24 protein-coding genes are annotated in these 24,434 nt (G+C 72.7%); 10 read left to right on the plus strand and 14 right to left on the minus strand.

The window, feature by feature from the left end; genetic code table 11:
- Positions 1 to 12: 12 nt before the first annotated feature.
- The 8 genes from ACGF8B_RS29105 to ACGF8B_RS29140 all read right to left on the minus strand — a co-directional run bounded on the left by ACGF8B_RS29105 (position 13) and on the right by ACGF8B_RS29140 (position 7,102).
- Positions 13 to 897 (minus strand): alpha/beta fold hydrolase, encoded by an 885-nt coding sequence (locus ACGF8B_RS29105; protein ID WP_392744360.1) that lies wholly within the window; start codon positions 895 to 897, stop codon positions 13 to 15.
- Positions 894 to 2,048, minus strand: coding sequence for a branched-chain amino acid ABC transporter permease (locus tag ACGF8B_RS29110; protein ID WP_392744363.1), 1,155 nt, complete (start codon positions 2,046 to 2,048; stop codon positions 894 to 896). Before ACGF8B_RS29110 ends, ACGF8B_RS29105 begins: the two co-directional genes overlap by 4 nt.
- Entirely contained in the window at positions 2,045 to 2,932 is an 888-nt protein-coding gene (locus ACGF8B_RS29115) for a branched-chain amino acid ABC transporter permease (RefSeq protein WP_392744366.1), read from the minus strand. Before ACGF8B_RS29115 ends, ACGF8B_RS29110 begins: the two co-directional genes overlap by 4 nt.
- The gene (locus ACGF8B_RS29120) at positions 2,932 to 3,678 is read right to left on the minus strand and encodes an ABC transporter ATP-binding protein (protein WP_392744369.1); all 747 of its coding nucleotides are present in this window, start codon (positions 3,676 to 3,678) and stop codon (positions 2,932 to 2,934) included. Before ACGF8B_RS29120 ends, ACGF8B_RS29115 begins: the two co-directional genes overlap by 1 nt.
- On the minus strand, positions 3,675 to 4,466 hold the full coding sequence (locus tag ACGF8B_RS29125) for an ABC transporter ATP-binding protein (RefSeq protein WP_392744371.1): 792 nt from the start codon (positions 4,464 to 4,466) through the stop codon (positions 3,675 to 3,677). The genes ACGF8B_RS29120 and ACGF8B_RS29125 overlap by 4 nt, the downstream gene beginning before the upstream one ends.
- Positions 4,467 to 4,469: 3 nt before the next feature.
- Positions 4,470 to 5,711: a substrate-binding domain-containing protein gene (locus ACGF8B_RS29130; protein WP_392744373.1), complete on the minus strand. Its 1,242-nt coding sequence runs from the start codon at positions 5,709 to 5,711 to the stop codon at positions 4,470 to 4,472.
- Between the two features lie 314 nt (positions 5,712 to 6,025).
- Complete coding sequence (locus ACGF8B_RS29135; protein ID WP_392744375.1) at positions 6,026 to 6,376, minus strand: DUF4190 domain-containing protein; 351 nt, start codon at positions 6,374 to 6,376, stop codon at positions 6,026 to 6,028.
- A 114-nt stretch (positions 6,377 to 6,490) separates the two neighbouring features.
- A complete protein-coding gene (locus tag ACGF8B_RS29140) occupies positions 6,491 to 7,102 on the minus strand; it encodes a TetR family transcriptional regulator (RefSeq protein WP_392744378.1) in 612 nt (203 codons plus the stop codon).
- A gap of 230 nt (positions 7,103 to 7,332) precedes the next feature.
- Between ACGF8B_RS29140 and ACGF8B_RS29145 the strand changes: the two genes are divergently transcribed.
- The 8 genes from ACGF8B_RS29145 to ACGF8B_RS29180 all read left to right on the plus strand — a co-directional run bounded on the left by ACGF8B_RS29145 (position 7,333) and on the right by ACGF8B_RS29180 (position 17,518).
- Positions 7,333 to 8,664 carry a glycosyltransferase family 4 protein gene (locus ACGF8B_RS29145; protein WP_392744380.1) on the plus strand — a complete coding sequence of 444 codons (1,332 nt, stop codon included), beginning with the start codon at positions 7,333 to 7,335 and terminating at the stop codon, positions 8,662 to 8,664.
- Between the two features lie 63 nt (positions 8,665 to 8,727).
- Complete coding sequence (locus ACGF8B_RS29150; protein WP_392744383.1) at positions 8,728 to 9,483, plus strand: class I SAM-dependent methyltransferase; 756 nt, start codon at positions 8,728 to 8,730, stop codon at positions 9,481 to 9,483.
- Entirely contained in the window at positions 9,480 to 10,553 is a 1,074-nt protein-coding gene (locus ACGF8B_RS29155) for a prenyltransferase (RefSeq protein ID WP_392744386.1), read from the plus strand. The genes ACGF8B_RS29150 and ACGF8B_RS29155 overlap by 4 nt, the downstream gene beginning before the upstream one ends.
- 647 nt (positions 10,554 to 11,200) lie before the next feature.
- Positions 11,201 to 14,176 (plus strand): BTAD domain-containing putative transcriptional regulator, encoded by a 2,976-nt coding sequence (locus ACGF8B_RS29160; protein WP_392744387.1) that lies wholly within the window; start codon positions 11,201 to 11,203, stop codon positions 14,174 to 14,176.
- 173 nt (positions 14,177 to 14,349) lie between these two features.
- On the plus strand, positions 14,350 to 14,916 hold the full coding sequence (locus ACGF8B_RS29165; protein ID WP_392744389.1) for a hypothetical protein: 567 nt from the start codon (positions 14,350 to 14,352) through the stop codon (positions 14,914 to 14,916).
- 40 nt (positions 14,917 to 14,956) lie between these two features.
- A complete protein-coding gene (locus ACGF8B_RS29170) occupies positions 14,957 to 15,745 on the plus strand; it encodes a maleylpyruvate isomerase family mycothiol-dependent enzyme (protein ID WP_392744392.1) in 789 nt (262 codons plus the stop codon).
- A 113-nt stretch (positions 15,746 to 15,858) separates the two neighbouring features.
- Complete coding sequence (locus ACGF8B_RS29175) at positions 15,859 to 16,935, plus strand: PHP domain-containing protein (protein ID WP_392744395.1); 1,077 nt, start codon at positions 15,859 to 15,861, stop codon at positions 16,933 to 16,935.
- A 4-nt stretch (positions 16,936 to 16,939) separates the two neighbouring features.
- Positions 16,940 to 17,518 carry a VOC family protein gene (locus tag ACGF8B_RS29180; protein ID WP_392744396.1) on the plus strand — a complete coding sequence of 193 codons (579 nt, stop codon included), beginning with the start codon at positions 16,940 to 16,942 and terminating at the stop codon, positions 17,516 to 17,518.
- Here the strand turns inward: ACGF8B_RS29180 and ACGF8B_RS29185 are convergent.
- The 4 genes from ACGF8B_RS29185 to ACGF8B_RS29200 form a co-directional block, all read right to left on the minus strand.
- A complete protein-coding gene (locus ACGF8B_RS29185) occupies positions 17,511 to 18,518 on the minus strand; it encodes an LLM class F420-dependent oxidoreductase (protein ID WP_392744399.1) in 1,008 nt (335 codons plus the stop codon). The two genes, ACGF8B_RS29180 and ACGF8B_RS29185, sit on opposite strands and share 8 nt — an antisense overlap.
- Positions 18,519 to 18,638: 120 nt before the next feature.
- Positions 18,639 to 19,472: a hypothetical protein gene (locus ACGF8B_RS29190; RefSeq protein ID WP_392744402.1), complete on the minus strand. Its 834-nt coding sequence runs from the start codon at positions 19,470 to 19,472 to the stop codon at positions 18,639 to 18,641.
- Between the two features lie 190 nt (positions 19,473 to 19,662).
- The gene (locus tag ACGF8B_RS29195) at positions 19,663 to 20,610 is read right to left on the minus strand and encodes an N-acetylmuramoyl-L-alanine amidase (protein WP_392744404.1); all 948 of its coding nucleotides are present in this window, start codon (positions 20,608 to 20,610) and stop codon (positions 19,663 to 19,665) included.
- Between the two features lie 35 nt (positions 20,611 to 20,645).
- The gene (locus tag ACGF8B_RS29200) at positions 20,646 to 21,233 is read right to left on the minus strand and encodes a class I SAM-dependent methyltransferase (RefSeq protein ID WP_266500338.1); all 588 of its coding nucleotides are present in this window, start codon (positions 21,231 to 21,233) and stop codon (positions 20,646 to 20,648) included.
- A gap of 49 nt (positions 21,234 to 21,282) precedes the next feature.
- On the opposite strand from ACGF8B_RS29200, the gene ACGF8B_RS29205 reads away from it, so the two are divergent.
- Together ACGF8B_RS29205 and ACGF8B_RS29210 are read left to right on the plus strand one after the other, a co-directional pair.
- On the plus strand, positions 21,283 to 21,612 hold the full coding sequence (locus ACGF8B_RS29205; RefSeq protein WP_392744406.1) for a DUF397 domain-containing protein: 330 nt from the start codon (positions 21,283 to 21,285) through the stop codon (positions 21,610 to 21,612).
- Between the two features lie 163 nt (positions 21,613 to 21,775).
- Positions 21,776 to 22,210: a VOC family protein gene (locus tag ACGF8B_RS29210; protein ID WP_392744409.1), complete on the plus strand. Its 435-nt coding sequence runs from the start codon at positions 21,776 to 21,778 to the stop codon at positions 22,208 to 22,210.
- A gap of 82 nt (positions 22,211 to 22,292) precedes the next feature.
- On the opposite strand, the gene ACGF8B_RS29215 is transcribed toward ACGF8B_RS29210, so the two are convergent.
- Both ACGF8B_RS29215 and ACGF8B_RS29220 read right to left on the minus strand, forming a co-directional pair.
- Entirely contained in the window at positions 22,293 to 23,186 is an 894-nt protein-coding gene (locus tag ACGF8B_RS29215; RefSeq protein ID WP_392744411.1) for an oxygenase MpaB family protein, read from the minus strand.
- A gap of 24 nt (positions 23,187 to 23,210) precedes the next feature.
- Positions 23,211 to 24,083, minus strand: a complete 873-nt coding sequence (locus ACGF8B_RS29220; protein ID WP_392744414.1) for a 4-hydroxybenzoate octaprenyltransferase — start codon at positions 24,081 to 24,083, stop codon at positions 23,211 to 23,213.
- Between the last annotated feature and the right edge of the window lie 351 nt (positions 24,084 to 24,434).

Genomic DNA, 24,434 nt, shown 5'->3' on the forward strand with positions numbered 1-24,434 from the left:
CGCCCCGCTTCCTCAGACGCCGGACAGGTCCAGCAGCCGGCGGGCGATCTCCTTGCCGCCCGCGTCCCCCGTCAGCACCGTGTAGTGGTTGACGCCCCGGACCGCGACCGGCGTCACCCGGGTACCCCCGAGGTCCGCCGCCGCCAGCCGGCTCTCGTCGTACAGGCCCTGCTCCTCGCCCATCAGCCCGCGCTGCGCCCACAGCAGCGTCGCCGGAACGGGCAGCTTCCGTACCGCCGTCAGCACCTCCTCGTCGAAGAGGCCGATGCCGTCGGTGCGCACCGCCTCGATGCGGCAGGTGGAGTGCATGGCGGGCTCCTCCCCGGTCAGATCCCGCTGGATGTAGGCGTCCACCTCGTCCGACCAGGCGTCCGCGAACGCCGGGTGGGCCCGCCAGAACGCGCGGTACGCGTCCCGGTCCGGAAAGGTCATCGACAGCCGGTCCATCGCCGGGCCGATCACGGCGGTCATCAGCTCGTCCGGCGCGAGGTGCGTGGGAGCGGGGAAGCCGATGCCGCCGTCCACCAGCAGCAGCGGCCCGAACCGCTCCGGGTGCCGTACGGCGGCCAGGGCCGCCACGAACGCGCCCATCGAATGGCCCGCCAGCACCGTCCGGCCGGTGCCCAGCGCCGCGGCCACGGCGGCCATGTCGTCGGCGTGCGCGGCGATCCCGTACGGCCCCGGCAGCGACGAACTCCCGGCCCGGCCGCGCAGATCCGGTGCGACCAGGGTGACGCGGCCGTCCAGCAGCCTCGCCACCGGCCCCCAGGACAGCGCGTTGGCCGTGATGCCGTGCAGGGCCAGCACCACCGGCGCGCCGGGTTCCCGGGCCGGCCACCGGAGCACCGCCAGCTCGCCCCCGGCGACGGGGACTCGTACCTCTTCGTACGCGATCACGGGCGTCCGTTCTCCTTCCGGGACTCGCCGTCCCTGGACGATTCGGCGGCGGGCGTACGGCGTGCCCCGCGCAGCCGGGACGGCAGCCGGGCCAGTCCGCCGGGCAGCAGGTGTACCACGGCGACGAACAGCACACCGAGCAGGAAAAGTGGCTGGGAGAGCGGCACCCGCAGCACCGCGGGCAGTCCGGCGACCGCGCCCGAGCCGGCCAGATCACCGAGCCGGTGATCCGCCCAGGTGTAGAGGATGCCGCCGGCCATCGGCCCCCACCGGGTGCCCGATCCGCCCAGCACCACCATCACCAGCAGCGACAGGGTGAAGTCGGAGGTGGTGGTCTGCGGGGTCGAGCCGCCGGTGATCAGCAGGTGCACCAGACCGCCCAGCGCGGCCAGGGCGCCCGCCAGGACGAAGGCGGTGAGCTTGAACCCGTACGGTTTCAGCCCCAGCACCTCCACCCGGCGCTCGTTCTCCTTGATGCCCTCCCAGACGCGTCCGGTGGGGGAGTTGACCGCCCGGTGCACGACGGCGAGCGTCAGGACCAGGTAGCCGAGCGCCAGCCAGTAGAGGTTCGCGGTGTTCTCGATGCCGACCAGCCCGGACGGCAGCAGCTCGGCCGGGGCGGCCCGGCCCTCCTCGCCGCCCGTCAGGCCGCCGGGATTGCGGGAGACCAGGATCGACCCGGCCTGGGCGAACGCCAGCGTCACCATGGAGAAACCGATGCCGGTGACCCGCAGGCTCACCGACCCCAGGACCAGCGCGAGCGCGATCCCGCAGCAGACGCCGAGCAGCGCGGACACGGCGAAGGGGAGACCGGCCTCCAGCAGGAACATGTTGGTGGCGTAGCTGCCCGCCGCGAAGTAGAGCGCATGCCCGAAGGAAAGCAGCCCGGTGCGGCCCAGCAGCAGGTCGTAACCGGTCGCCAGGGCACCGAACAGCAGGCAGGTGGCGAGGAGTTGGAGACTCCCCGGGCTGCCGAGCGGACCGTCCAGGAGCCCCGGCAGCGGCAGCGCGCTGAACGGGGCGAGGGCCAGGACCAGCAGTGCGGCTGCGGGCCACCAGCGGCGCAGCAGCCGGGCGGCGCTCCCCGCCGGGGCCTGCGCGGCCGGGTGCTCCCCGCCGGTGCGGTGTTGTGTCTCGGTGGCGGTGCTCACGCGAGCCTCCCGGTCAGTCCGCGCGGCCGTACGAGCAGCAGCGCGGCGAGCAGGACGACGACCGCCAGGTCGCCGAGGCCCGCTGCGGTGTAGTAGTTGGCGAACTGCTGGACCAGGCCGATGACGACGGACGCCACGGCGGCGCCGCTCACCGACCCCATGCCCCCGGTGACCACCACGACGAACGCGAAGATCAGCAGCGAGGTGCCCTGACGCGGGTCGACCGAGCCGAAGTACAGGCCGCCGAGCGCCCCGCCGAGGGCGGCCACGCAGCCGCCGATCGCGAAGACCAGCGTGAACGCCTTCCGTACGTCGATGCCGAGCGCGGTGACCATCGCCCGGTCCTCGACCCCGGCCCGTACGACCAGACCGTGCCGGGTGCGGCCGAGGAAGAGCCGCAGCGCCACGAGGACGACGAGGGCCGCCGCGACCAGGACCAGCCGGTTGACCGGCACCTGGGCGCCGAACAGGCCGAAGGTGCCGGACAACGCCTTCGGACCGGGGAAGGTACGGGCGTCCGAGCCCCAGACGCCCGACAGCAGCGCCGGGACGGCGAGTCCCACCCCGACCGTGGCGAGCACCTGCTCGCGCGGCCGGGTGTAGAGCGGGCGGACGACGGCGAGTTCCAGCAGCACGGCGGCCGCGGTGCCCACCGCCGTACCGAACAGGACGGCGAGGGCGAAGCCCGCCCCGCCCGGACCGGCGCCCGGCAGATGGCCGGAGGCCGCCCACCAGGTGCCGTACGCGCCGATGGAGAGCAGCGCCCCGTGCGCGAAGTTGAGCACGTCCATCAGCCCGAAGATCAGCGAGAGCCCCGACGCGATCAGGAAGTAGAGGGCTCCCAGACCGAGTCCGGTCATGGTGAGCAGAACGACGGTGGACATCAGGAATCCGCCTCCACGGAAGGTGCTTCGGTGGCCGGGCCGCGTCCCACACCCAGCAGGCGCCGTGCGGCCTCCGCGTCGCCCAGCAGTTCGGCGGCCGGTCCCTGATGGGCGGTCCGGCCGTCGGCGAGCACCGCGCAGTGCCGGGCCAGGCGCCGCACCACGGCGAGGTTCTGCTCCACGAGCAGCACCGGCACCGCCTCGGCGGCCCGCTCCAGCACCTGGGCGACCTCGGTGACCACCTTCGGCGCCAGGCCCTTGGTGGGTTCGTCGGCGACGATCAGCCGGTTTCCGTTGAGCAGGGTGCGGCCGATGGCCACCATCTGCTGCTGACCGCCGGACAGCGTTCCCGCCAACTGCCGTTCCCGGCGCTTCAGTTCGGGGAACAGCTCATGGACGAGCCGGTACGCGGGCCCGTCCGCGCCGCGCCGCTCGGCCAGCCGCAGGTTCTCCGCGACGGTCAGTCCGGCGAAGACACCTCGGTCCTCGGGCGCGTAACCGATGCCGAGGCGCACCACGGTGTGGGTCGGCATCGAGACGGTCTCCTCGCCGTCCAGCCGCACGCTCCCGGTGCGCGGGACGAGACCGAGCACGCCGCGTACGGTCGTGGTCTTCCCGGCGCCGTTGCGGCCGAGCAGCGCGGTCACGCCGTGCCGGGCGACGTCCAGGTCCACGCCGTGCAGGATGTGCCGGCCGCCGATCAGGACCCGCAGGTCCCGTACGGCGAGCAGGGTTCCGGTCGTCACAGTCCCTCCCCGAGATAGGCCTGCTGGACGGTCGGATCGGCGGTCACTGCCTCGGGGGTGTCCAGCGCCAGCAGCCTTCCGTGGTGCATCACGGCGAGCCGGTCGGCCAGTCCCAGCAGCACGTCCATGTGGTGCTCGACCATCAGCACGGTGCGGCCCTCGTCCCGGTGCAGGGTGCGGATGAGTTCGGTCAGCGCGGGGACCTCCTCCGCGCTGACCCCGGCCATCGGCTCGTCGAGCAGCATCAGCCGCGGCCCGCCCACCAGCAGCACCGCGAGCTCCAGCTTCCGCTTCTCGCCGTGCGACAGCTCGGCCGCCGTCGCCCGCGCCCGGTGGCCGAGACCGGTGCGTTCCAGTACGCCGTCCACCTCCGCGGCGTACCGGGACGCCCGCCGCCACAGCCGGTGGGAGCCGCCCCGGGCCGCCTGGGCGGCCAGCCGGACGTGGTCGGCCACGCTCATGGCGGGCCAGAGACTGGACGTCTGGAACGTGCGGCCGATGCCGCGCCTCGCCCGTGCGTGCGCGGGGTCGGCCGTCATGTCCGTGCCGTCCAGCGCGATGGTGCCGCGGGTGGCCGTGGTGAGCCCGCTGATCAGGTTGAACAGGGAGGTCTTGCCCGCCCCGTTGGGGCCGATGAAGGCCAGGAACTCGCCCTCGTGGACGCTCAGTGTGACGTCCTCGACGATCGTCGCCCCGCCGACGCCCCAGCCGAGCCCGTCCAGCCGGAGCACCGGGGCGGCGGTCCGCGCCCCGCCCGGGTGCCCGGCGGCGGTGTCCGGTGCGGTCATCGCTCAGCCCGCCGAGGGCTTCGCGGGCGGCGCCACCTCGTCCATCGGCACGGTGCTCACCAGCTCCGGCCGGGCTCCCGCGCCCTTCCCGTCGAGCTTCGCGACGAACATCGGCTGCACCAGTGCGTGGTCCTCGGCCCGGACCTGCTCCTTGCCCTTCACCCCGTCGAAGCTCCAGCCCTCCAGGGCCTTCACCATGGCGGCGGTGTCGGTGGCCCCGCCCTCCTCGACCGCGCGCACCACCATCTGCGCGGCGGTGAAGCCGTCGGGGGTGAACAGGTCGGGGGTGCCACCGGCCTTGGCGACCGAGTCGAGCATCGACTTCTCCACGGCGTTGCCGCCGCCCGCGCCGGGGAAGTAGTGCGCCAGGAACGACACCTTGGAACCGGCGTCGCCGAAGACCGGGTACGAGGCCGTTCCGGCGAGACCGGTGACGACCTTGCCCGCCTCCAGCACGCCCTGCTGGTCCAGCGCGGTCCACAGCGCCGGCGCGGTCGAGCCGGCCCAGGCGACGAAGACCAGATCGGGCCCGCCCGCCTTCACCTGCCGGGCGAACGGGGTCAGGTCGGTGGCGCCGGGCGGGGCCAGTACCGAGCCGACCTTCGCCCCTTCGGCGCCGAGGACGGCCTTCACCGCGGCGACATTGGCCTGGCCGAACGTGGAGTCCTGGGCCAGCACCGTGACCTTCTTGCCCCTGGCCTCGCCGAGCATCGTCCCGGCGGTGAGGATGTCCTGGTAGGACTGCCGGCCCGAGCGGAAGGTGTAGTCGTTGATGCCGGTCACGGCGTCGGTGGCGGCCGGGCCGCTGATGTACAGCACCTTGTTCTGGGCGGCGAGCGGTGCCATCTGGAGCGCCACGCCGGAGTCGGTGGTGCCGGCCAGCACCTTGTAGCCCTTGCCGATCAGGCTCTTCGCCGCGGAGACCGCCTTGCCCGGATCGCCCGCGTCGTCCTGCTCGGTGACCTCGATGCGGTGCCCGGCCACCTTCCGGGTGCCCTTCGTGGCGTGGTCCAGCCCCGCCATGAACCCGTCGCGGTACTGCTTCCCGTAGTCCGCGAGGAGGCCGGTACGGGAGTACACCAGGCCCACCTTCACGGTCGCGTCCTTCGCGTCCCCGGCGGAATCGCTCCCGCCGGCCTTTCCGGCGGCGGTGCACCCGGCGAGCACGAGACCGGCGCAGCTCAGCGCGACGGCGGCGTGCAGGGATCTGCGGTGACGGGCGGTGCCTGTGGCTCTGCGACGCATGGTGACCGGCTCCTCGGCGTGTTCATGTGATGTCGCCGAACCGTATGAACACCGTGCCCCCGTCGACATGGTGCAGAGCGCCCCACCTGACATGGTGCGCATGTGGGGGCCGCACATGGGACCGGAAAGCGAAAGCCGCGCAGGGGAACCGGATCGTACGGTTCCGCTGCGCGGCCGGTGCGCGGTGCGCGGTGCGCGGTGCGCGGGTGTGTGGCGCGTGGCGCGTGGTGCCCGGGTGTTGTGGGTGTGTGGCGCGCGGTGCGCGAGTGCCCGGGTGTGTGGCGCGCGGTGCGCGGGTCCTGGGTGGTGACCCGTCACATCGCGCTGATGCCCTGGATCGTGGCCACGGTGATGCCGAGCGCGGCGAACGCGATGCCGACCCAGCCCATCGCGATGCCCGCGACCGCCTGGCCGCGGCCGCCGCCCTCACCCCGGTCGGCCATGCGCTTGGCCGAGACGCCGAGGCACAGCGCGACGATCGGCGGGATGATCGGAATGAGCACCAGGCCGAGGATGCCGAGCACCATCGAGGCGGTCGCCTTGCCGCTGGGCAGCGGGGCAACGCCCGGGTACCCGTAGCCGACCGGCGGCTGAACGCCGTAACCCGGTCCGCCGGGGGCCTGCGTCCCCGTCGCGTCGCCTGCAATGCCTGACTGGTGAGCCATGTCTTCCTCTCATCGGTGCTGGTCATGACCATGCTAAAGAGCGACTTGTGGCTCTTTCGGTCAGAACGGTGTGAGGAATGTGATGAAGACGCCACGGGCCAGGCCCCGCATGTGCTAGGGCGTGTCTGTCGGAATGGTCACATCGATCAGCCGGCACACCGTGTCGATGTCGATCTTCACCTGGGCGATCGACGCCCGCCCCGACAGCCAGGTGATCAGCGCGGAGTGCCAGGTGTGCTCGATGACGCGGACCGCGGACAGCTGCTCCGGGGTCGGATGCTCCAGGCCCATCGCATCCAGGATGATCGCCGTCGTGATCCGCGAGACGGTGTCCACCTCCGGGCTGACGCTGCGGTCCGCGAAGGTCAGCGCCCGCACCATCGCGTCCGCCAGATGCGGCTCGCGCTGGAGTGCGCGGAAGGCCCGCATCAGGGTGTCGGCGACCCGCTGGGCCGGGTCCTGGCCGGCCGGCGGTCGTTTGTGCAGCATCGTGTGCATGTGCTGGAGCTGGTCCTGCATGGTGGCGACCAGCAGATGGATCTTGGACGGGAAGTAGCGGTACAGCGTGCCCAGGGCGACCCCGGCCTCCTCCGCGACCTCACGCATCTGCACCGCCTCGAAGCCGCCCCGGCCGGCGAGCTGGGCGCTGGCGTGCAGGATGCGGCGGCGACGGGCCTCCTGCCGTTCGGTCAGGGGCGGCGATGCCGGCTTGGCCTCAGCTGTCATGTGTCCCCATCCATGGCTTCTGTCCGCGACCGGAGGGAGGCGCTCGGACTCCCGGGGGCGCACAGCATGCCAGCGTGCCCAGTCGTGGCGCGAATCACCTGATCCGGCCGTTGCACCGACGCTACCTGCCGGTAGATTCGTAGCTCATTGAACGATCCAGTCTGAAACTTGTTCTAGATTAGCGTGAGCGGTTACGCTCCGGCGAACACGCAGGGAGAAGGGGGCCGAGTGTGACCGCTGAGGCCATAGAGTCGGGCCCCCGCACGGGCAGCGACACGTCCGGCACCGCCGACGACCGTCCGTTGCGCATCGCACTCCTCACCTACAAGGGCAACCCCTTCTGCGGCGGCCAGGGCGTCTACGTACGCCACCTCGCCCGCGAGCTCGCCCGCCTCGGCCACAGCGTCGAGGTGATAGGCGCCCAGCCCTATCCGGTGCTCGACGAGGGCGTCCCGCTCACCGAGCTGCCGAGCCTGGACCTCTACCGCCAGCCCGACCCGTTCCGCACCCCCGGGCGCGGCGAGTACCGCGACTGGATCGACGCCGCCGAGGTCGCCACCATGTGGACCGGCGGCTTCCCGGAACCGCTCACCTTCAGCCTGCGTGCCCGGCGCCATCTCGCCGCCCGCCGCGGCGAGTTCGACGTCATCCACGACAACCAGACGCTCGGCTACGGACTCCTCGCGGACCTCGGCGCCCCGCTCGTCACCACGATCCACCACCCCATAACCGTCGACCGGCAGCTCGACCTGGACGCCGCCGACACCCGCCGCCGGCGCGCCTCCGTACGCCGCTGGTACGGCTTCACCCGGATGCAGAAGCGGGTCGCCCGCCGGCTGCCCTCGGTGCTCACCGTCTCCGGCTCCTCGCAGCAGGAGATCGTCGACCACCTCGGCGTGCGCCCGGACCGCATCCACGTCGTGCACATCGGCGCCGACACCGACCTCTGGTCGCCCGACCCCTCGGTCGCCGAGGTGCCCGGCCGGATCGTCACCACCTCCAGCGCCGACGTCCCGCTGAAGGGCCTCGTCCACCTCGTCGAGGCGCTCGCCAAGCTCCGTACCGGGAACCCGAAGGCGCACCTCGTGGTCGTCGGCAAGCGGGCCGAGGACGGACCGGTCGCACAGGCCATAGAGCGGCACGGACTCCGGGACGCCGTCGAGTTCGTCAAGGGCATCAGCGACGCCGAGCTCGTCGACCTGGTGCGCGGCGCCCAGATCGCCTGCGTCCCCTCGCTGTACGAAGGGTTCTCACTGCCCGCCGCCGAGGCCATGGCCACCGGCACCCCGCTCGTCGCCACCACCGGCGGCGCGATCCCCGAGGTCGCGGGCCCGGACGGCGAGACCTGCCTGGCCGTCCCGCCCGCCGACGCCGGGGCGCTGGCCGACGCGCTCGCCCGGCTGCTCGGCGACCCGGAGCTGCGGGCCCGGCTCGGTGCCGCCGGCCGTGACCGGGTGCTCTCCCGCTTCACCTGGAAGCAGGCCGCCATCGGAACCGCCGCCCTCTACCGCGAGGCGATCGCCGCCCGGTCCGGTGCCACGCGCCCCGGCCGCGGTCGTTGACACCGCCGCCCGTTCCCGTCGTACCCGCCCCCCTACCTCCCCCGACCGCGAAAGCAGGCATTCGTGCTGACCGTGGACTTCACCCGCTTCCCGCTCGCCGCAGGTGACCGAGTGCTCGACCTGGGCTGCGGCGCCGGACGCCACGCCTTCGAGTGCTACCGGCGCGGCGCCCAGGTCGTGGCCCTCGACCAGAACGGCGAGGAGATCCGCGAGGTCGCGAAGTGGTTCGCCGCGATGAAGGAGGCCGGCGAGGCCCCCGAGGGCGCCACCGCCACCGCGATGGAGGGCGACGCGCTCAACCTGCCGTTCCCCGACGGGTCCTTCGACGTCGTGATCATCTCCGAGGTCATGGAGCACATCCCCGACGACAAGGGCGTGCTCGCCGAGATGGTCCGGGTCCTCAAGCCCGGCGGCCGGATCGCGATCACCGTGCCGCGCTACGGCCCCGAGAAGGTCTGCTGGACGCTCTCCGACGCCTACCACGAGGTCGAGGGCGGCCACATCCGTATCTACCGGGCCGACGAACTCCTCGGCAAGATCCGTGGTGCCGGCCTCAAGCCGTACGGCACCCACCACGCCCACGCCCTGCACTCGCCGTACTGGTGGCTCAAGTGCGCCTTCGGGGTGGACAACGAGAAGGCCCTGCCGGTCCGCGCCTACCACAAGCTGCTGGTCTGGGACATCATGAAGAAGCCGATGGCGACCCGGGTGGCCGAGCAGCTGCTCAACCCGGTCGTCGGCAAGAGCTTCGTGGCGTACGCGACCAAGCCGCACCTGCCCGCCGCCGCGGCCGAGGACCTCACCAGGGCCCAGGCGTGACCGTTCCCGAGCAGACCGAGCACCTCGTACTGCCCGGGGTCCTCACCGCCGAGGAGGCCGCCGAGACCGTCGCGGCCCTGCGCGCCGTGCAGCGCCGGAACGGCGCCCTGCCCTGGTTCCGCGGCCACCACCTCGACCCGTGGGACCACACCGAGGCCGCCATGGCCCTCGACGCGGCGGGCGAGCACGCCGCCGCGGAGCGCGCGTACGACTGGCTGGCCCGGCACCAGAACGAGGACGGCTCCTGGTACGCCGCGTACCACGACGGAGACCCGGACCGGCCGACCGACCGCTCGCTGGAGACCAACTTCTGCGCGTACGTGGCCGTCGGCGTCTGGCACCACTACCTCGCCACCGGCGACGACGCGTTCGTCGACCGGATGTGGCCGACCGTCTACGCCGCCGTCGAGTTCGTCCTGCGACTCCAGCAGCCCGGCGGCCAGATCGGCTGGAAGCGCGAAGCCGACGGAACCCCCGTCGACGACGCGCTGCTGACCGGCTGCTCCTCCATCCACCAGGCGCTGCGCTGCGCGCTCGCCATCGCCGAACGGCGCGAAGAGCCGCAGCCCGACTGGGAGTTGGCGACCGGCGCGCTGAGCCACGCGATCCGCAGCCACCCGGAACGCTTCCTGGACAAGAGCCGCTACTCGATGGACTGGTACTACCCGGTCCTCGGCGGCGCGCTCACCGCGACCGCGGCCAAGGAGCGGATCGAGGAGGGCTGGAACCGTTTCGTGGTCCCCGGCCTCGGGGTGCGCTGTGTCCTGCCCAACCCCTGGGTGACCGGCGGCGAGAGCTGCGAACTCGCCCTGGCGCTCTGGGTGATGGGCGAGTCCGACCGGGCGCTGGAGATCCTCCAGTCCATCCAGCATCTGCGCGCCGAGGGCGGCATGTACTGGACCGGGTACGTCTTCGAGGGCAACCGGGCGTTCTGGCCGGAGGAGCTCACCACCTGGACCGCCGGATCGCTGCTGCTCGCGGTCGCCGCGCTCGGTGGCGACGAGGCGACCACGGAGGTCTTCGGCGGCGAACACCTGCCGCGCGGACTGGAACCGGACTGCTGCCGCTGAGGCGAAAGCCCCCGGGCCGGGCGCCGGCCGCGCGACTGGGGAAGCGGCTCTCGTGCCGCCGCTTCCCCGAGCCGGACGCGTACTTCGCGCGGATGCCTATGCCGGGGTGCCGAGCACGGCGTACAGGGCGTAGAGCACCACGGGAAGCGCGCCCACGAGCCCTGTCACGGCCGCGATCACCGAGGGCAGCCGCCTATTGGTCCTCAGCGACCTGATGAGGTAGCCGACCAATACGAAATAGGCCAGAGTGACCACGACTCCGGCCCACAGCACAGGTGGACTGATTGATTGCATGACAATGCTCGTTCTCCTTATGACGGTGCCCAGTCCGGATCTGCTGCGCTCGCCAACGGGCAGGCCACAAGGGGCCCTTGGCAGGGGCCGGTCCACCCGCGGTTCGCGGCAACGGGATGACGGTAGCTCAAAGTCACTTGACTGAGCTAGAGTTGATGAAAATCGCAGCACGAATCAATCGGCTGTCGGGCCGGGCGGTCGGGGCCCGGGATGCCACTCCCGGGAACCCCGCCTCGGCGCAGCCCCGGACTGGGCAAGTCACAGAGTGCGATGCGCCCATGGTCGCAGGCGTCGATAAACGATCCGTATACGTCTGCTAAACGAGTTGGTACGCTGCCGAAAGGGGGGCAGCGATGGATGACGCGTCACGGGGGCCGAAGCGGCGTCCCGTCGTGTCGCCCGCCGGGCCGGCGGAAGCGGCGCCGCGCTTCAGCGTACTCGGCCCGGTGCGCGCCTGGCGCGGAACCGAAGCACTGCGGACCGGATCACCGCAGCAGCGTGGCCTGTTGGCCGCCCTGCTGCTGCGCGAGGGACGCACCGCGACCGCGGCCGAACTGATCGACGCACTGTGGGGCGACGAGCCCCCGTCCCAGGGGCTGGCCGCCGTCCGGACGTACGCCTCCCGGCTGCGCAAGGTCCTCGGCCCGGACGTCCTGGTGAGCGAGTCGGGCGGTTACGCGATCCGGGGCCTGCCGGACGATGCCCTGGACCTGTCGGCGGCGCGGGATCTCGCGGATCTGGCGGAGCGGGCCAGGAGCGACGGGGACCCGTCCCGCGCGAGTGACCTGCTCGGCAGGGCGCTGGCCCTGTGGGACGGCGAGCCGCTGTCGGGCGTGCCGGGCCCGTACGCGGAGACCCAGCGCATGCGGCTGGAGGAGTGGCACCTCCAACTGATCGAATTCCGCCTCCACATGGAGCTGGAGCAGGGCCACCACGCGGAAGCGATCTCGGAACTCACCTCGCTGACGGCGGTGCATCCGCTGCGCGAGCAGCTGCGGGAGCTGCTGATGCTGGCGCTGTACCGCAGTGGCCGCCAGGCGGAGGCACTGGCGGTGTACGCCGACACCAGACGGCTGCTGGCGGACGAACTGGGCGTGGACCCCCGCCCCGCCCTGGCGGAGCTGCAGCACCGGATCCTGCAGGCGGACCCGGCCCTGGCGGAACCCTCCGTCCCGGGGCCCGAGTCGGCCGCGGCCCCCGTCCGGCCCGCCCAACTCCCCGCCACGGTCCCCGACTTCACCGGCCGTGTGCCGTACGTGGAGGAGCTGGGGGAGGTGCTGGCGTCGGCCAACGGGCAGGTGATGGCGGTGTCGGCCCTGTCGGGAATCGCGGGCGTCGGCAAGACGACGCTGGCGGTGCACGTCGCCCACCGGGCCCGTTCGGAGTTCCCCGACGGCCAGCTGTACGTGGACCTCCAGGGCCTGCGGACGACGAGGACGGAGCCCGAGACGGTCCTGGGTTCCTTCCTGCGCGCCCTGGGCACACCGGACTCGGCGATCCCCGACTCCCTGGAGGACCGGGCGGCGCTGTACCGCTCGGTCCTGGACGGGCGGCGGGTGCTGGTGCTCCTGGACAACGCGGGCGACGCCGCCCAGGTGCGACCGCTGCTGCCGGGCACGGAGGGATGCGCCGCGCTGATCACGTCCAGGGGGCACCTGGGCGACCTGGCGGGCGCCCGGCTGGTCGACGTGGACGTGCTGAGTCCGGAGGAGGCCCTGCAACTGTTCACCAGGATCGTCGGCCAGGAACGCGTCTCCGGCGAGCGAACGGCGGCGCTCGACGTCGTCGCCGCGTGCGGCTTCCTGCCGCTGGCCATCCGGATCGCGGCCTCGCGGCTGGCGGTGCGGCGGACCTGGACCGTCTCGGTACTGGCCGCGAAGCTGGCGGACGAGCGGCGGCGACTGGACGAGCTGCAGGCCGGTGACCTGGCGGTGAAGGCAGCCTTCGAGCTGGTCTACGGGCAGCTGGAGCCCGCGCAGGCACGCGCGTTCCGCCTGCTCGGCCTGGCGGACGGGCCGGACATCTCCCTGCCGGCCGCCGCGGCCGTGCTCGGCCTCCCCCGGGAGGACGCCGAGGGACTCCTGGAGTCCCTCGTCGACACCTCGCTGGTGGAGTCGGCGGCACCGGGCCGGTACCGCTATCACGACCTGCTCCGCCTCTACGCACGTGCCTGCGCGGAGCGGGACGAGCAACTGCCGGGCGAGCGGGCGGCGGCCCTGTCCCGGCTGCTCGACTTCTACCTGGCCACCGCGGCGGGCGTGTACGCGCTGGAGCGGCCCGGTGACCGCCTGATCGAGCACCTGGAGCCGACCGCCGGCGACGGGCTGGTCCTCACCGACCGCGCCGAGGCATTGGACTGGCTGTTCGGCGAGGCGAGGGCCCTGCTGTCCGCGGCCCGCCAGGCCGTCGACACGGGCGAGTTGCGCAAGGCGGCCGATCTGCTGCTCGCGACGCGGGACCTCGCCGAGTCCGGCAGCGAATTCAAACGCTACGAGTCGGCGGTCACGGCCCTGCGGGGCGCGGCCGCGGCAACCGGAGACGGGAGGACCGAGGGCCGGACCCGCGCCGCTCTCGCCCACCTGCACTCCCTCGCGGGCCGCTTCCGGGAGGCGGACCACGAAGCGCGCGAGGCGGCAGGGCTCGCTGGTTCGGCCGGCGACTCCTGGACCATGGGCGACGTACTCAACAGCAGGGGCGTCATCGCGCTCCACCAGAACCGGCACGAGGACGGCGAGGCCCATCTCTCCCGCGCCGTCGAGTACTTCCGTGCGCTCGGCGACCGCCCCGGCGAGGCCGCCGTCCTGTGCAACCTCTCCCGCATCCACCTCGCGACCGGCCGGACCACGAGCGCCATCGCGCTGGCACGGCAGGGCATCGAGATCTACGACGCCATGGGCAGCACCGTGCGCGGCGCCAACGGCCGCTACGCGCTTGCTCTGGCGCTCACCCGGAGCGGCGAACTGGACCTCGCGGGCGACTGCCTCCACGCGGCGCTGGACGTCTTCCGCGAGGGCCGTCAGAAGCTGTGGGAAGGCATGAGCCTGTTCCGGCTGGCCGAGGTCGACCTCGCCGCGCGGCGTCCGGCACAGGCCGCGGTCAACGCCGAGACGGCCCTGATCACCCTGGGCGGAATCGGCGGGGAGTGGCGCCGGGCCAATGTGCTGACCGTGCTCGGCCACGCACTTTCGGAACTGGGCCAGACCGGGCGTGCCGTCGCTTCGTGGAACGAGGCGCTGGACGTCTACGAGCGGCTGGGTGCCCCGGAGGCCGAGGCGGTGCGCACGCTGCTCCTCGACGGCCACCGGCACCGGACGTACAGCATCGCCTGACGGGACCCCCGCGCCGGCCGGTCCTCGTGCCCGTCGTGTGCCCCGCGCCGGGAACCCGGACGGCGTTTCCCGGGTGGCACGCCCTTCCGGGCCGGGCGAGTCTTACCGAGAGTGGCCGAGATCGTCACTCACCGTAGAGATCGCCCTGATGTGCCCGGCCAGGGAGGCCCGCTGTGCCCAGTTCCGCCGCGACCGGTCCCGTACCGATCCGCCGTCCGATCGTCTCGCTGCTGCTGGCCTGTGCCCTCGTCGTGGGCGCCACCGCGTGCGGCGGCGGGGACAAGAGCGGTACGAGCAGTTCGGCGTCCCCGAGCGGCACCTCCTCGGCCGAGGCACAGAAGTTCGCCAAGACCCGGTTCGTCACCAACGCGGGGCTCGCGGCCGGGGCGACGTACCAGTGGATCGTGAAGCCCTACCGGGCGGGCAAGTTCAAGAAGGGGGCCGACGGGCGGACGTTCGCGCTGGTCAAGGCCGGACTCGCGGGTGGTTTCACCTACAACCGGCTGAAGGCGGCGACGGTCAACGCCAAGGGCGACCCGTTGCTGTCCAAGGCGGTCGCGCCGCTGACGGCGGGCATCGAATCGCTCAAGGGGCTCGCCGAGAAGCTCCGCAAGGGCCAGGCGGGCGAGGGCGACATCGGCGCCTTCGAGAGTGTGATCAGCGGCATCAAGGACGCGGGCAGCAGCGCAGGTGCGGAGGTCAAGGACAAGGTGCCCACCACCTCGCAACTCGGCGGATAAGCAATGGGGTTCGGCCCGGGATCGGATTAGGGTGCGCGACATGAGCCCACTCACTCAGGACCTCACGCACGACCGCTACTGCGACGAGATCATCGCCCGCACCGACGCGCTGAGAGCCACCGTCCGGGGCGCGGACCTCGGCGCGACCGTACCGACCTGCCCCGACTGGACCCTGCGCGAACTCGCCCACCACCTCGGCCAGGCCCATCGCTGGGTCGGCGAGATCGTACGCACCCGGGCCACCGAGGTGGTCCCGCCCGAGCGGGTACCGCACTCCACCCCGGGGAGCGACGACCCCGCCGCCCTCGACGCCTGGCTGGCGGACGGCGCGGCCGACACCGTCGGGTTGCTGCGGGCCGCGGGCCCGGAACAGAAGGTGTGGTCCTGGGCCTGGGAGGGAAGCACCGGCTTCTGGGCGCGCCGAATGGCGCACGAGACGATCGTCCACCACGCCGACGCGGCGGTCACCGCCGGCACCGGGTACGAGGTGGCGCCGGAACTGGCCGCCGACACGATCGAGGAGTGGCTGGAGATCGTCGCCTTCTCCCGGAGCGCGGGCGACCCGCAGGCGGCCGAACTGACCGGGTCCGGGCGCTCCGTCCACCTGCACGCCACGGACGTGCCGGGCGCCGAATGGCTGATCGAGTTCGGCGAGGACGGCTTCACCTGGCGGCGCGCCCACGAGAAGGCCACCGTCGCGCTGCGCGGCCCGCTCACCGACGTCATGCTGGTCTTCAACCGGCGCCTGGCGCCGGACAGCGACCGGGTCGAGGTGCTCGGTGACACGGAGCTGCTGGACTTCTGGCTGGAGCGCGCCAGCTTCGGCTGAGCGCCCGGCCCCGGGAGCCCGCCGCTGCCCGGCCCGTTCTGCGCGCCGGGCGGGCCTGAGCGAAGCTGGATGGGACAAGCCCGTAGTGTCCGGCGGCCCCGGTGGAGGTGCCGATGGAGCCAGTCCGCGCCCTGGAACGGATCGCCTTCCTGCTGGAACGCGGCAGGGCCGACACCTACCGCGTGCGGGCCTTCCGCGCTGCCGCCGACGCGGTGGCCGCGATGGCGGACGGCGAGGCAGGGCGGCGGGCGGCGGCCGGGTCGCTGGAGGCGGTCAAGGACATCGGGCCGAAGACCGCGCAGGTGATCCGGGAGGCGGTGGCCGGGGACGTGCCCGGCTATCTCGAACGGCTGGAGGAGGAGGCCGCGGCCCGGCCCGACGAGCGCGGCGCGGACCTCCTCGCGCTCCAGCGCGGCGACTGCCATCTGCACTCCGACTGGTCGGACGGCGGCAGCCCGGTCGAGGAGATGGGCCGCACCGCGGCGGAGCTGGGCCACGAGTGGGCGGTCCTCACCGACCACTCGCCCCGGCTGACCGTCGCCAACGGGCTCTCCCCGGACCGGCTGCGCCGGCAGCTGGCGCTGATCGCCGAGCTGAACGAGCGGTGGGCGCCATTCCGGCTGCTCACCGGCATCGAGTGCGACATCCTCCCCGACGGCTCCCTCGACCAGGAGGACGAGCTGCTGGAACAGCTGGACGTCGTGGTGGTATCCGTCCACTCCGAGCTGCGGATGGCCCCGGCCCCGATGACCAGGCGCCTGATCGCGGCCGTCCGCCACCCCCGGGCGAACATCCTCGGGCACTGCACGGGGCGGCTGGTCGCGGAGCGCAGACGCCCGGAGTCCCGGTTCGACGCGGACGCGGTGTTCGCCGCGTGCGCGGAGGCCGGTACCGCCGTGGAGATCAACAGCCGGCCGGAACGGCTCGACCCGCCCCGCAGGCTGCTGAGCCGCGCCGTCGGGGCGGGCACCCTCTTCGCCGTCGACACCGACGCCCACGCACCCGGACAGCTGGACTGGCAGATCCACGGCTGTGCCCGCGCCGAGGAGTGCCTGGTCCCGGCGGAACGCGTCGTCACCACCTGGCCGGCCGGCCGGCTCCTGGCCTGGTCGCGCGGCGGCACGATCCCGGAGCGGGCCCGCTCCGGGGCGGACGGGGCCGTCGGCGCGGCCCCGGGACAGGAACGGTGAAGCCATGACGGCCACGAGTGTGCGAGGCATCGACCACATCGGGGTCACGGTCCCCGACCTGGAGACCGCGACCCTCTTCCTCACGAGGGCCTTCGGCGCCGAGGTGCTCTACGACACCCTGCGCCGTCAGGACGGACCGAACGGCGGCCCCGACGTCGAGCGGCGGCTCGGCGTCCCGGCGGGCACCCGGCAGCTGGCGATCAGAATGCTGGCCCTCCCCGGCGGCGGTCCGGGCATCGAGCTCTTCGAGTTCCAGGGCCCCCGCCGCGAACCCCCGGTGCTGCCCTGTGACTTCGGCTGGCAGCACGTGGCGCTGTACGCGGACGACCTGGACGCGGCCGTCCGGGACTGCGTGGCCGCGGGCGCCTCGCTGCTCGCCGACGCGCAGCCGCTGCCGGGCCCCGAGGCGGGGGAGCACAACCGGTTCGCGTATCTGCGCACCCCCTGGGGCAGCACCCTGCAACTCCTCACGTACCCGGACCCCCAGCCGTGGGAGCGCACCGCGACCCGGCGGAGCACCCGCCCCGCGTCCGGCGGAACCGGCACCTGGCCGACCGACCCGGACAGGCCCTCTCCTAACTGAGCTCCGCGAGCACCCGCAGGGTGTGCGGGTCCGGCGCCGTCACCAGCAGATCGGTGACCGGTCCCTTGCGCCACAACTCCAGGCGCTCCGCGATCCGTTCACGCGGACCGACGAGCGAGATCTCGTCCGCGAACGCGTCCGGCACCGCCAGCACCGCCTCCTCCTTGCGGCCTTCGAGGAACAGCCGCTGGATCCGCCGCGCCTCCTCCTCGAACCCCATCCGCGCCATCAGATCCGCGTGGAAGTTACGGGCCGCGTGGCCCATCCCCCCGATGTAGAAGCCGAGCATCGCCTTCACCGGCAGCAGCCCCTCCGCGACATCGTCACAGACCCGGGCCCGGGCCATCGGCGCGATCATGAACCCGTCGGGCAGGTCCGTGAGCGACGCCGCGTACACATCGGTGCGCGTCGGGGACCAGTACAGCGGCAGCCAGCCGTCCGCGATCCGGGTCGTCTGCGCGATGTTCCTCGGCCCCTCCGCGCCGAGCAGCACGGGCAGCCCCGGCCGCAGCGGATGGGTGATCGGTTTCAGCGGTTTGCCCAGCCCGGTGGCGTCCGGACCGCTGTACGGGTGGGAGTGGAACCGGCCGTCCAGCTCCACGGGGGCCTCGCGGCGCAGCACTTGGCGGATGACGTCGACGTACTCCCGGGTCGCGGTCAGCGGGCTCTTCGGGAACGGCCGTCCGTACCAGCCCTCCACCACCTGCGGGCCGGACAGCCCGAGGCCGAGCATCATCCGGCCGCCGGAGAGATGATCGAGGGTGAGGGCGTGCATGGCGGTGGCGGTCGGGGTGCGCGCCGCCATCTGCGCGATGCCGGTGCCCAGCCGGATCCGGGAGGTGTTCGCGGCTATCCAGGTCAGCGGGGTGAAGGCGTCCGATCCCCAGGCCTCCGCCGTCCACACCGACGCGTACCCCAGCGCCTCGGCCTCCCTGGCCAGCTCCAGGTGGGCGGGGTTCGGGCCCCGGCCCCAGTATCCGAGCGCGAGTCCGAGCCGCATGTCCGCCGCCTCCCCATAGTTCTGACGAGTCGTCAGAAAGTCAGGTACGGACGGAGGGTACGACAGCGGCCCCCCACCCGGAAGGGGCGGAGGGCCGCTGTCGTACTGCCTGTGGCGGGCTCAGCCGCGCTGGATGCCCGTGGTGTCCTGGAGCACACCGCGACGGCCGTCCTGGGTCTGGGCGATGAGACCCGGACCGCGCTGCTCCACCGCGAGGTACCAGGTGCCGGGCGCCAGCTCGGCGATCGGCGACGGCGAACCGTCCTCCCCGTACAGCGGGCGGGCCACCGGCACCGCGAACCAGAACGGCGTGAAGTCACCGGCCGGCGCACCACCCGCGTCGGGAGCCTTCGGGGCGTGGCCCTGGGGCTGCGGCTCCGGCTGACCGGGCTGCGGCTGCGCACCGTAGGGCTGCTGCTGACCCGGCTGGCCGCCGTACGAGGGCTGCTGCTGGCCCGGGTAGCCGTATCCCTGGCCGGGCTGCGGCTGACCGCCGTACTGCGGCTGCACGACCCTCGGGCCCGAGGCGCTCACCAGCGGGGCCTTGAGCGCGGGGACCAGCGGGGTGGCGATCGCGCCGCCCGCGAGCACGATCGTGGCCAGCAGGCCGAGGATCATTCCGGCGCCCGTGTCGCTGGCGTCGATGGTCGTCCAGAAGGCCGTCCACAGCGCGAAGACGCAGAAGGCGGCACCGAATTGCCCGAGGTCGAGACCGACGACCTTGCGGGCCGGCATGGTGCGGCCGACGATGACCAGCGCCGCTCCGATGATCCCGGCCAGGTAGACGCTCATCAGCAGCCCGAGCGAGTCCCAGGCGTTCGGGGCGTTGTAGTTGGAGCAGTTGATGCCCGCGGGGCAGTCGAAGCCGAAGAGGTCGAGGAAAGAGGCGATGAACAGCACGACCGCTGCTCCGATCACCACGCCGTCGCCTCGGGAGAGGGAGCGGATATTCACGTGAAGGTCCTTAGTCGGTCGTCTCGTCGGGGCGGTCGTCGCTGCCGCCTGTACGGGTACAGCGGGTACGGCACGAAGCTCGGGGCGGCCCCCATCGTACGGATGAATCTATCGTCTGGCCGTACGGGTTGTGTTCCTGCCCGGACGCCGGACACACATCCCCCCGATTTCGCCTCAGAACTACCTCTCGCTACCCATTGAGGTAGCTGCTGATGCCATCGGCGATGCCCTGTGCCGCCTTCTGGCGCCAGCCCGCGCTGGTGAGCAGAGCGGCGTCCTTCGGATCACGCATATTGCCGCATTCGATGAACACTTTGGGCACGGTCGACAAATTCAGTCCGCCCAGGTCCTTTCGGATGTCCAACCCGCTATTGCCGCCGACGTAATTGGAAGGCGCACTTCCGGTATCGCGGACGAAGAGTCCGGCGATCCTTGTGCCGAGGTCGCGCGACGGCTCGACGATCTTCGAGGTGTCCGCCTTCCCGCCCCGCACCAGCCCGGGAAGGATCACATGGAAGCCGCGGTTGCCGACCGCGGAACCGTCCGCGTGCACCGAGACCACCGCGTCGGCCCGCGCCTCGTTGCCGATCCGGGCCCGCTCGTCGACGCACGGCCCGTACGCGCGGTCGTTGTCGTACGTCAGCACGACCTTCGCACCCTGCTTCTGGAGGAGGGTGCGCAGCCGGTGCGACACATCGAGGGTGAACTGCGCCTCCGCGTAACCGGAGTTGGTGGACGTCCCGGTGGTGTCGCACTCCTTGTGCGTGGTGCCGATGTCCACCTGGCGGTTGATCTCGCCGGTGTGCAGATGGTTGTTCGGGTTGTGCCCGGGGTCGATGACGACGGTCTTGCCGGACAGCGGCCCGGTGGCTCCGCCGCCCGCGGGCTTCGAGGGCTTCGACGGCTTCGCGGAGGGCGCGGGGGATGCGGATGTCTTCGTCCTCTCCGGCACCGGGGCGCTCTTCGACGGCGGCGGCGCGGAGGTACCGCCGCCGCCCTGCCGGGGCTCGGCCTGCGCCCCGCCGCCGTCGTCGCCCGCGCCGCAGCCCGCGGCGGTCAGGCACACGGCGGCGAACGCGGTGGCGGCGAGCAGGGACCGGCGGCGCCGGGTGGGGGGAACACTCTCGTCGTACGGCACCACGCGATGCTATCCGGGCCTCCGGACGGCCGCCCTCAGATGCCCGTTCCGGTACGCCGCAGCACCCGCAGCGAATCCGTCACCGAGACCTCGGTGAACGCCCCGGACTCCAGCGCCCGCAGATAGACGCGGTACGGGGCCTGGCCGCCGTGCGCGGGGTCCGGGAACACGTCGTGGATCACCAGCAGCCCGCCCTCGGCCACATGCGGCGCCCAGCCCTCGTAGTCGCCGTTCGCGTGCTCGTCGGTGTGGCCTCCGTCGATGAAGACGAACCCGAGCTTCCCGCCCCAGACCGCCGCGACCTGCGGAGACCGCCCGACCAGCGCCACGACGTGGTCCTCCAGACCCGCCGCGTGCAGGGTGCGGCGGAAGGTCGGCAGTGTGTCCATCCGCCCGACCTCCGGATCCACCACGGTCGGATCGTGGTACTCCCAGCCCGGCTGCTGCTCCTCGCTGCCGCGGTGATGGTCGACGGTGAGCGCGGTCACACCGGCCGCCCGTGCGACATCGGCGAGCAGGATCGTGGAGCGCCCGCAGTACGTGCCGACCTCCAGGACGGGCAGCCCCAGCGCGGCGGCCTCGGCGGCTGCCGCGTACAGCGCGAGTCCCTCGCCCACCGGCATGAAGCCCTTGGCGGCCCGGAAGGCGGCGAGAATCTCGGGCGACGGCTCGATGACGGACTCGGCGGGCACGGGTTCCTCCTGGTGGGGACGGTGGTCGGGGGCGCGCGTTTCGACGGCGCCCCATCGTGCCGTACGCCCCCGCCGAAGGTGTCGGCGGGGGCACGGCGGGTCAGCCTGTCAGACCCCGCGCGGAGCCGACTGGTTCAAGTCGAGCTACAGCAATGCCCAGGGCGGCAACCGCGTCGAGGGCGCCCGGCTCGACGGGCACCGGATGGCCGTCCGGGACTCCAAGGACCCGGGGCAGGGCGCTTGTGTCTTTCCCGCCGTTGCCCGGTCGGCGTTCGTCGACGGGATGAAGGCCGGCGACACCGTTGCCTGATGTTTCCTGAACGGAGGCCCCTGCCCGGCGTGGCAGGGGCCTCCGCGATCGATCAGGGTGCCCGCACGCGGCGGGGCGGCCTGCTCGACGACCGAGGCACCGGCTTCAGGTCTCCTCGTACGGCCATCACCCGACTGTCAGAGGCGCGCAGTACGGTCGCCCCATGGCAGCCGTGATCGACCTGACATTTGACTGTGCGGACGCACAACTCCTCGCCGTTTTCTGGAAGACGGCCCTCGGCTATGTCGACGAGCCACCGCCGGCTCCTTTCAGGACGCGCGCGGAGTGGTTCGCGTCCTTCGACCTGCCGGATGACGACTCCGTGGACGACGGGGCGTGGCTCTGCGATCCCGACGGCGTCGGCCCCCGCCTGGGCATCCTCAAGGTTCCCGAGCCCAAGACGGCGAAGAACCGGCTCCACATCGACGTTCGAGTGCCGGGGCACGGCAGTCCGGACGAGAGATGGGCACGGATCGAGGCGGAGTCCGGACGACTGGTGAGGGCGGGCGGGAGCGTCCTGGAGAAGTTCGACGGGCACCACGTGGTGATGGCGGACCCGGAGGGCAACGAGTTCTGCGTCGCCGCAGCGCCTGTCTGACGGGCCGGGACGGCAACAGGTCTGCCGGAGGCGCGACATGACGCCGAAGCGTGCTTTTGCCGGACGCCTCGTGGATCCCGGCTCACCCCCGCGGCGCCCCCGCGAGCCGCCCCCGTGCGGCGGCCTGGATCGGGGAGGGCCCGATCGCCCACTGGAAGGTACGCCCGACGGCCGTCGCCAGGGGCCGGTCCCAGGCCGCGCGGACCAGGGCCGGGCGGTGGATGCCGAGTTCGGCGCGGGCCCAGTCGGGGAGAAGTCCGGCCGAGGCGTTGGTGAGCAGGCGTACGACCAGCCGTTCCCGTCGTGTGCGTCCGAAGCCGCGGAGGAACATCGCCGCGTCCAACGCGGCCGGGGTGGCGTGGAGTCGGGGGCGGAGGTCCGCCAGATAGCGCTCGGCTTCGAGGGATGTGCGCGGTACGTTCCGTGCGCCCAGCGCCTCGGCCATGGGGGCGGCCTGGCGGTAGTAGGCATCGCACTCGGCGGGGGTCAGCCGGAGCGGCCGGGGGGCGTAGGTCTGGTGGCCGGCGAGGAAGCTGCTCACCTCGGCGGTGTGCACCCAGGTGAGCAGATCCGGGTCGTCCGCGCGGTACGGCCGGCCGTCGGGGGCGGTGCCGTGCACCCGGGTGTGGATCCGGCGGACGAGGTCGATCACCTCGCGGGCGGCGGCCGAGGAGCCGAAGGTGGTCGTGGTGATGAACCGTACGGTTCCGTTCAGCCGCCCGACCGGATCGGCGCGGAAATCGGAGTGCTGGTCGACCCCCGCCATGGCCAGCGGATGCAGCGACTGGAGCATGAGCGCGGCGAACCCGCCGGTGAGCATCCCGGTGGCCTGCCCGTGCACCCGCCACACCGGATCCCCCGGCGCGATCCCGAACAGCCCGGGATCGCCCGGTGGCCCCGCGTACCGCTCCAGCTTGAGCTCCCCGCCGTGCATGGTCGCCGTGAGTTCCGTCGCGATCCGATTCCGCAGTCCCACCAGCACCTCCAGGGTTCGTGTCCCTCAGCCGAGGGTACCGACCCGCCCGGCGAGCACGGCCACGAGAATGAGCAGTCCGCACAGCGGATTGGTCGCGAACGCCCGCCCGCAGGCCCCGGTGTCCGCGGGGTCTGCCCGCCGCACCTGCCATCCCAACTGCCCCGCGACCACGCACAGTCCGGGCCAGTACAGCGGCCCGAGCCCGGCCACGACCCCGAACGCGGCGAGCAGCACCACGCACCCCGCATAGGCGCCGCCCACCAGCACCCGGACACGCCGCCCCAGCAGCACGGCGGCCGACCGCACCCCGGCCCGCACATCGGCCTCCCGGTCCTGGCAGGCGTAGATCACGTCCGTCCCCACGGCCCAGCAGATCAGCGCCCCGTACAGCACCCCGCCCCCGAGCCCGATCCCTCCCGTGAGCAGGACGTACACCAGTGGCACCGTCCAGTTGATGGTGATCCCCAGCCATACATGCGGCCAGTGCGTGACCCGCTTCATGTACGGATACACCGCCGCGAGGGGCGCCCCGGCCGCCGCCCACACCACGGCCTCCACACTCCACAACCCCATCACCAGCGGAGCGACGGCCCCCACCACGACACACAGCACCAGGGCCCGCCCGGCCGCCAGCCGCCCGGAGGCGACGGGCCGCCCCGCCGTACGCGGCACCTGCGCGTCGAACCGTGCGTCCAGCACATCGTTGAGTCCGCAGGCGGCCCCCCTCGACAGCACCCCGTACACCAGGAGCAGCAGCCCGAGCAGGCCCCCGTCCCGGGGGCCGGCGATCGCTCCCAGGGCTATCCATCCGGGCACCACCAGCAGCCAGGACCCCACCGGCCGGTCCAGCCGCAGTAACTCCAGATACGGCCGTACCCCGGAAGGGGTCCGCCCCACCAGCCGGGCGGCACGGCCTCGGGCCGGGACTTGATCCGGGACTCGGGCCGGGACTTGATCCGGGGTTCGGGCTGGGACTTGATCCGGGACTCGGGCCGGGGCCTGTGGGGCGACGGTCATACCGATTCATGCCCCTTTCCAGGGGGGTTGGGTGCCGATCGGTTCAACCTAGCCCCGGCCACCGGCCTCGGCCAGGCGGCGCCATCAAGAGATCCGGGGGAGGCCGGAGCGCGGCCGGGCGGTGATGCGCCGAGACGAACTGCCGGACGCCAACGGGCAGTTCGCCCGGCCGCTGTCGTCTGCTCCGTTCCCTCCGACGCGGGCGCATGCCCCGGGAAGCGGTACGCCCCC

The sequence above is a fragment of the Streptomyces sp. NPDC047917 genome (assembly GCF_043204345.1).
GTDB lineage: Bacteria > Actinomycetota > Actinomycetes > Streptomycetales > Streptomycetaceae > Streptomyces > Streptomyces sanglieri.

Excerpts from the sequence above, each read along its gene's own strand:
- ACGF8B_RS29200 (WP_266500338.1), bottom strand. The coding sequence starts at position 21,233 with ATGCCGGTGGGCGAGGGACTCGCGCTGTACGCGGCAGCCGCCGAGGCC.
- ACGF8B_RS29140 (WP_392744378.1), bottom strand. The coding sequence starts at position 7,102 with ATGACAGCTGAGGCCAAGCCGGCATCGCCGCCCCTGACCGAACGGCAG.
- ACGF8B_RS29160 (WP_392744387.1), top strand. The coding sequence starts at position 11,201 with ATGGATGACGCGTCACGGGGGCCGAAGCGGCGTCCCGTCGTGTCGCCC.
- ACGF8B_RS29175 (WP_392744395.1), top strand. The coding sequence starts at position 15,859 with ATGGAGCCAGTCCGCGCCCTGGAACGGATCGCCTTCCTGCTGGAACGC.
- ACGF8B_RS29185 (WP_392744399.1), bottom strand. The coding sequence starts at position 18,518 with ATGCGGCTCGGACTCGCGCTCGGATACTGGGGCCGGGGCCCGAACCCC.
- ACGF8B_RS29180 (WP_392744396.1), top strand. The coding sequence starts at position 16,940 with ATGACGGCCACGAGTGTGCGAGGCATCGACCACATCGGGGTCACGGTC.
- ACGF8B_RS29205 (WP_392744406.1), top strand. The coding sequence starts at position 21,283 with ATGACGGACTCGGCGGGCACGGGTTCCTCCTGGTGGGGACGGTGGTCG.
- ACGF8B_RS29210 (WP_392744409.1), top strand. The coding sequence starts at position 21,776 with ATGGCAGCCGTGATCGACCTGACATTTGACTGTGCGGACGCACAACTC.
- ACGF8B_RS29115 (WP_392744366.1), bottom strand. The coding sequence starts at position 2,932 with ATGTCCACCGTCGTTCTGCTCACCATGACCGGACTCGGTCTGGGAGCC.
- ACGF8B_RS29135 (WP_392744375.1), bottom strand. The coding sequence starts at position 6,376 with ATGGCTCACCAGTCAGGCATTGCAGGCGACGCGACGGGGACGCAGGCC.
- ACGF8B_RS29170 (WP_392744392.1), top strand. The coding sequence starts at position 14,957 with ATGAGCCCACTCACTCAGGACCTCACGCACGACCGCTACTGCGACGAG.
- ACGF8B_RS29130 (WP_392744373.1), bottom strand. The coding sequence starts at position 5,711 with ATGCGTCGCAGAGCCACAGGCACCGCCCGTCACCGCAGATCCCTGCAC.
- ACGF8B_RS29125 (WP_392744371.1), bottom strand. The coding sequence starts at position 4,466 with ATGACCGCACCGGACACCGCCGCCGGGCACCCGGGCGGGGCGCGGACC.